The sequence below is a fragment of the Rhodoferax sp. genome, from assembly GCF_028688795.1.
Classification (GTDB): Bacteria; Pseudomonadota; Gammaproteobacteria; order Burkholderiales; family Burkholderiaceae_C; genus Rhodoferax.
In genome coordinates, this window is sequence record NZ_JAQTXM010000071.1 from 1 (window position 1) to 6,778 (window position 6,778).

The 6,778-nt window shown below is 55.8% G+C and carries 4 protein-coding genes; all 4 read right to left on the reverse strand.

Annotated elements, in window-relative coordinates:
• Positions 1–396 precede the first annotated feature (396 nt).
• The gene (locus PHQ58_RS22860; protein WP_300116045.1) at positions 397–2,556 is read right to left on the reverse strand and encodes an MtrB/PioB family decaheme-associated outer membrane protein; all 2,160 of its coding nucleotides are present in this window, start codon (positions 2,554–2,556) and stop codon (positions 397–399) included.
• A gap of 34 nt (positions 2,557–2,590) precedes the next feature.
• Entirely contained in the window at positions 2,591–3,571 is a 981-nt protein-coding gene (locus PHQ58_RS22865; protein WP_300116047.1) for a DmsE family decaheme c-type cytochrome, read from the reverse strand.
• Between the two features lie 20 nt (positions 3,572–3,591).
• Complete coding sequence (locus tag PHQ58_RS22870; RefSeq protein ID WP_300116049.1) at positions 3,592–6,045, reverse strand: OmcA/MtrC family decaheme c-type cytochrome; 2,454 nt, start codon at positions 6,043–6,045, stop codon at positions 3,592–3,594.
• A 361-nt stretch (positions 6,046–6,406) separates the two neighbouring features.
• Positions 6,407–6,778 (reverse strand): 3-deoxy-D-manno-octulosonic acid transferase (locus PHQ58_RS22875; protein WP_367187373.1); only part of this gene is annotated, 372 nt, incomplete at its 5' end.

The following is a 6,778-nucleotide window of genomic DNA, read 5'->3' on the forward strand; positions in this document are numbered from 1 at the left end:
CGGCAAGCAGGCTTACCGCAGCAAGCCTGGTCCAATGAGAGGAAGATTTGGTCTTCCTTGCAAGTTCGACATGTTTCACGTGTGCCTCCTTAGGCGTTGACTTTGGAAGGCCTCATTATCAATTTACCAAAGCTTTACACAAGCGAAGCCTCGTCTTTAAACTGTCCAACATTTGCGTTAGATCAATCTTTTTTTGATTAGTCCCTTGGGCTTGTACGGGTTTGTCACAGCGTGGAATAAATGCCTTAAATATCAATACTTTACGATTTATTGATACATACACACAGATAAAAAAGAAACCCCGCTGGCGTTCACCAAGGGGGTTCAGATTTGCCGCCAACGTAGCCCGAAAGCATCAGCTCGCGCCTGTCGGGCGCGGCTGCGAGTGGTGCCGATTTACTTCATTTGGTAGATGTAAGTGACACCGAGAAAGCTCACACTTTGATCTGCTTTTTGTGTGACCGTGGTGCCGTCGGAGTACCGGTAGGGCACGCCGTTGTACGACCAGGTCCAGTCGTTGTAGCTTGATTTCTGGTGGATCAAGTCAACCCGCACGGCAGACTTCTTGTCGAGCGCGTAGGTACCGAACAATTTGAGTGCGGTTTGACGGAAGGTAATGTCCGGCAGACCGCCACTGGCTGTCAGCGATGCGACGCTATAGGGCGTCGCCGTGCTGTCGAGCCCCTGTGCGTATTTGCTGGTGTCGTTGACATAAGACAGGTTGCCGCCCACCTGGAGCTGGCTCATGGGCTTGCCGGTAAAGCCAAGGCCGAGACTGGTGCTGGTGTTGTCAAAACTCATCACATAACCCGCACTGCGGGCCTGATTGAAGCTCTGCAGACCTTTTGACAAGTAGCCGTTGAGTCCCCATTTGGATGAAATCACATAAGCCCAGTCCAGGTTGAATTGGTTCATGCGCGTGTCGCGCAGGCCATAGACGCTGGGTGTTTTGTACTTGTCGTTGCCGTGTTCGGCACTGAACTGCAGTGACAAGTCTTTGTTGGGGGTCCAGTCAGCCTGCAGCTTGACTTTGTCGCGCTGACGATCTGCCAGCGTGGGCATGAAGACGCCCGTGGCAAGTGCGGGGTCGTTGGCACTGACTTCAGTGACGCCCAAGCCGGCATTGTCCTTGAGCCAACCCGAGCCGTCGCGTTCGCTGCTTGACAAGCTGATGGCACCGCTCATGTTCTCTGACATGCGGCGCCGCAGCTCGGCGCGTACGGTCGTCTCATTGGTTTTTTGGCGCAGCGCACTGGTGCCGGCGATGGCGCTGGTGGCGGTGAACTCGCCGCGGTCAATGGCCTCGTAGTCGGCACCCACCGTGCCACGGTAGTCAGGGTTGAACTGCCAACTGGCCTGCAGCTTGCCACCGGTCTTGCGGTTGGACAAGTTGCGGTTGGTATAGGCCAGGGTATCAGGGTTGACGCTTACCAGGTTGTAATAGGCGATGGGAGTTTGGTCGTCTTTGTCCTGGTAACGCACGTTGGCCAGCAATGACAATTTAGGCATGGGCCGCGAAGTAATGCCGAACTGGACCAGCTTGGTATCAACCTGACCATCCAGGCTGGTCAGCCCGGTGCGGCTGGGTGAACTGAAACCATCGTCTTGTGACGCCTTGCTGTAGGCCAGTTTGAAGGTGCCGCGGGTCTTGTCGGTGAAGTCGTAGTTACCACTGAGGTCCAGCTGATGCGCCTGGTTGTCTGGCGACAATGCCACCGCCTGGTTCAGGTAGCCCAGCAGAGTGGCCGAGCTTGGCAACAGCGTGCCCACCGGGTCGTACAAACTGCCCGAAACCGTTGGATTGAGGGCGGTGTTGGCGTTGCGGTAAAACGAGCCGTAGTAGCCCACACTGAAGCGCAATTTTTCGAGGGCATAACTCAGGCGCGCTTCGATCTGACTGTGGTTGGCGTCAATGGGCTCGGGCAGCATCAAGGTGGCCCAGCCAATGCTGGTGGCAGTGCTGCCCAGGCAACTGGGGTCAAGCGCGGTTGCGCAATTGAAACCCGTACCAAACAAGCGGGTGCCTTCCTTCTTTTCAGTCTTGAGGTCAACCGACAACTGCATGCGCGGGCTGAAGATTTTGGTGTAACCAACGCCCAGTTTGGTGCGCTTGGTCTGCAAATCGACATTGGCACCGGTGCCGGGCGGCAAAGCGACCACTTGCGGCGCGGTGGAACCGAAGTTCAACACACCGGTGTTGACCTGATTGAGGTCGTTTCGGACCAAACCGCCATACTCGGCGGTGAGTTTCCAATCGCCCGGTTTTTTCCAGACCAGATCCAACTCGCGTGTGTCATAGAGCAAGTCATAACCCTGGAAATCGACCCAATCGCCAGTCTCGTCCTGACGCAGGCTGTAATCGATGTCCAGCATGGCGGCAACGCTACTGTCTTTGTCCACGCCTCGGTATTGATTGAACAGGGCGCGGTCAGCACCTTTGCCGCTAAAAACTCCTAGCCCCGCTGCGATGGTGGTTTCAGCCGGACTTTGGGCGTGTGCGGGGAACAAGGCTGCACAGGCTGCCAAAGCAAGTGCTGTGCGCTTAAACGTAAACATGGAATGTGGCCTGATCATGATGGGTCTCCGTGCTTCAGCGCATCAACGGGTTGGTGCTTGACGGACTGTTGGATCCGTGAACCTGCGTGTGGCAGTTCATGCAACTGCGACCCTGCCACATGTTGACGACGTTCTTGCCGCTGGACAAGCTGCTCACCTGGGGCAAGGTTTGACCCGGTGCCAGCGTGTAAACGCCGCTTTGGCCGCCCAGCGCGCCGACATTACCCGCGGCGTGAGGCGTATGACACTGCTGACACAACATGGGTGCTCGCGTTTTGAGCATGCCGGCGACAGTGCTGCCGTGTGAGTTGTGGCATGTGCTACAGTCTTCAGCCACCGGGTCGTGCTGCTGCACAAAAGGGCCGCGCTTTTCGGCGTGACAGGTATAGCAGGTGTCGTTGATGCTGTCGCGCTTGACAAGCTTGGGGCCGGCTGAGCCGTGCACATTGTGGCAGTCCGAGCAGGTCATCTTGCCTTCAGGCACTGGATGGTGCGATGGCTTGTTCAACTGCGTGCGCTGTTCTTTGTGGCAGGTGTAGCAAGTCTCGGCTTGCACTTTTTTATTCAGGGTTTTGTCTTTGTTGGCGTGGACCTGGTGGCAGGTGTCGCATGTAACACCTGCATTTTCGTGGCTTGAGCCCGACCACAAGGCACGCTTCTGGTCTTTGTCATGACAACTTTGGCAAGCACGGTTTCTGTCATGAGCAGCGACCGTACTGACCTTGCCAAACGACTTGCCAAAAGTGATGTCAGGCTTGGGTTGCGGGTTGATCTTGGCGGGATTGTAGGTATGAGCTTCGCTCTTGCCATGACAAGTGATGCAGTCGGGCGCGCGTTTGTCGGCAACAAAACCGTGCGCAGAGCGGCTGTTGTCGGTCATGTCCTCGGAGTCATGACAAGTGACACAAAAGGCTGCCCCGGTAGGCTCGGCCTCGGCTTCGGTCGCAGCCCAAACCGGGCTGAACCAGCCTGACAGCAACATACCGGCAATGGCGATAACGCGCTTGATTCTCATCCCAACTCCTTCATTCATGTTTATTTTTGGCCGTGAACCAAGTCGACAGCCTGACGTGCGCCAGGTGCATGGCAGTCGTTGCAGGTTTCAGCAGGCAAGCCAAGGAGTTCAGCCTGTGTTCTGGTACCAAACACGGCGCCTGGGTCACCAATGTTCAGCGTGACGTGTTCAATGGCCTTGGCAGAGTCATGGCAGGCGGTGCACGATGCCACTTTAGGCGAGATGACTTTCCAGCCGTTCGGGTCAGTGACGCCAACGTCTTTCTTGATGACGGAGCCCAGCGTGCCCAAGTCCTGCTTATAGGAATCGTTGACGTGGCAGGCGTTGCAGTTCAGACCAACGCCTGGATAGGCAACTTCTGCTGCGTAATTTTCGACGTCCGGAGCCAAAACCAGAGGCACAGGCAAAGCAGCGTTCGCTGCGCACAGATCCTTGGCGATTTGAGTGGTTCCGGCCGGATTGCAGAAGATGCCAATCTCTTGGTTGTCATAGGTAAACGGACTGGCGCGTCGCGAATTGCCATGGATGCCATGGATCATGCGCTTGAAATGGTAGGACTCGTTAAAGCTTGAGCCATCGGTCATGACCGTGGAAGAAACCCGATTGGCATCGTGGCACACCACACAAGATTCAACCGTATTGCGGGCGCCGCCGTGGAAGGCATTCGCAAGCGTGTTTGAACCCGAAGTCGTCCCCAGCGCACCGTGGCAGACATTGCATTTCTCGTTGGAAACGATTGCACGGCGAGGATTCAAGGCGGAACCGCTGATCAGCACATCTTTGTAAGTGTGCTGTACAACCACGTTGACGGTCGTAACTGGCGAGACTTCCAACCTTGTTTGGACATCCAGTTTGTTTTCCTTGATCTGGCCGTAGCTGACGACACGGGCTGTTCCGGAGGCGATAGCCGTTGAAGAGTCGTTAGGAACAGAAATGTTCACGGTGTAGCGGTTATTACCAATATTGGTGCCGGTGCTTGCACCTGCCGATGCGGTACGACCGCCGTTGTTATAGGCAGAGAACTCAGTCACCGGGCCGGGCTGCCCATTGGTCAGCTGCCCGGTCATGTTTTGATAAGCGAGTATCAAGCGCAGACTACCAAATTTGGGGGCATTGGAAGCCAGGTCGTAAGCCGTTCCATCCAGCGGATTGGTCAACGAGTAGGTGACCGTGACAGTGCGCGCTGTTTTGTCAGCGGTATCGTTGAAAACAGCACTCTCAATGTTCATCTTGTACTTGGCCGCGTTCTCTTCATTCTGATTCCAGTGGACACGTTCGGGCGAAATGTTGGTACCAGGAGCGTGACAACCCGCGCAAAAGCCATCCTTCAAATCTGTGGCTTGTGCCGCTGAATTCTTGAGAAAAGAAACAGCGAATGGTTTGTGGCTGACTTCCCATGCAGATCCGACTTTGTTGGCATGGCAAGTAAGACAAGCGCCCTTGCTGGCCTCCGTTTTCCAGTTGTCGCCCTGCGGGGTATTGGGGTTGGCACCAGTGTGGCAGACGCTGCAGTTGCGCAGGTCTTGCGGGAAGCCCACTTCAGCATAGCTGTGCTTGGTGTTGTTGTAACCCCAAATGGTGTAATCTTCGCCGCCTTCAGCGATCTTGCTGTAGAGCAATCTACCAGCGTGAATCTTGTGAACCATGGTCGACAGGGTAAGCACATTGCCGCTGTTGGCATCGATCGTACCGGGGTTGTGGCACATCACACAGTACTGGGTGTCTACGCGTCCACCACCGTGCAAAGCCAGCTTCTCATGGCAACCATTGCAAGAAGACACATCGGTCATCTTGCGGGTTTTTGACGGATCGGTCACCAGCACCGATTTGCCGTTGGCGTCAATGGTGAAGTCAATGTAGGGATTGACGCGCACCGTTTCACCCGCTGCATTTTTGTAACTTAATTGAATGGCGATGCGGTGGGTACGGTTTGGCTCGAAAACAACCCCGTTGGTTTTAGCCGGGTCTTTCACATCTGTTTTGAATGTGTAGGTGTAATAACCGTCAGGGTTGTACACCAGTTGGCTCGCCTGTTTGGCATCGGTGGTGGCCTGCACGGCCGTGGCCAGCACGGGTGTACCGCCAGGCCCTACATCTGCTTTCGCCGTCTCAGTGCGAGAGATGTAGCTGACCCATTGATCCAGCTCACCATTGGCGCCTGGCACCAGCTTTGCAATGGCAAAACTCATATCGGCAATGGTCAGGCCCGTCTTGACGGCGCCATCCGAGAACACTGTGAAGTTCACCACCGGCGGGCTGTTGATGGTGACCGCCGGAACGCCGGCATTTTGCAGCACCGTGAAAGACGCGGACGAATTGATGGCCGTGTCGTTGGACGCCAGGGCGCTGGCAGACGCGATGACCTGATTCGCCGGAAGTGCAGGCGCTGCCGCGCCACCACCCCCGCCGCCACAACCTGCCATGGCGGCCAGCATGACACAGGCTGCACTCCACCGAATCAATGAACTTTTCATACTTGCCACCGTGTTTTGTTAACCGACACACATTCGTTTGCGAGTCGCTGTTTCACCGCTATAAAGTCTGCAGCCAAGTTCTTTACCTCGGCTTCACATTTTTTCATGTAGCCGCATCATATAGCCACAAACTTTGAATGGGAAAAACTTTACGGTGTTTGGAGAAGAAATTTGATTTGAATCAAACCGTCACGAATGCATCTGCTTGGCACAGGCCATGCCACCAGCCCAGAGCCTGGCCATGTCACCCACCGAATTCGACGGGATGCAACGTCCGGTCTGAAGGACACCATCACTGGTAAGTTACGTCTTGGTCAATGATCAAGAAGAACTTGAAACCATTCAACGGAAAAATCAGCCACTACTTCCGCCAAGTTCCTTGAGAAATTTCGATCACCAACACTTTCGCCATGCGCTGGGCTGCCCCTTGATGTGCTTGTGCGAAACGCTTGGCTGCCTGCTGGACGGCTTCCAGGCGAGTGCGGTCCATACACAGCGCACCGGCCACCGCAAGGGCTTGGGCCATGTCCGCCACCCGCAGCGCCGCGCCCTCCACCTGCGCTTGTTCAGCCGCGTCCAGAAAATTGAATGTGTGCGGACCCATCGCCACCGGGCAGCCGCAGGCCGCCGCCTCGATCAGGTTTTGACCGCCCAGCGGCTCAAAGCTGCCACCCAGCAGGGCCACATCGGCCAAGCCGAAATACAGCGCCATCTCACCCAGCGAATCACCGAG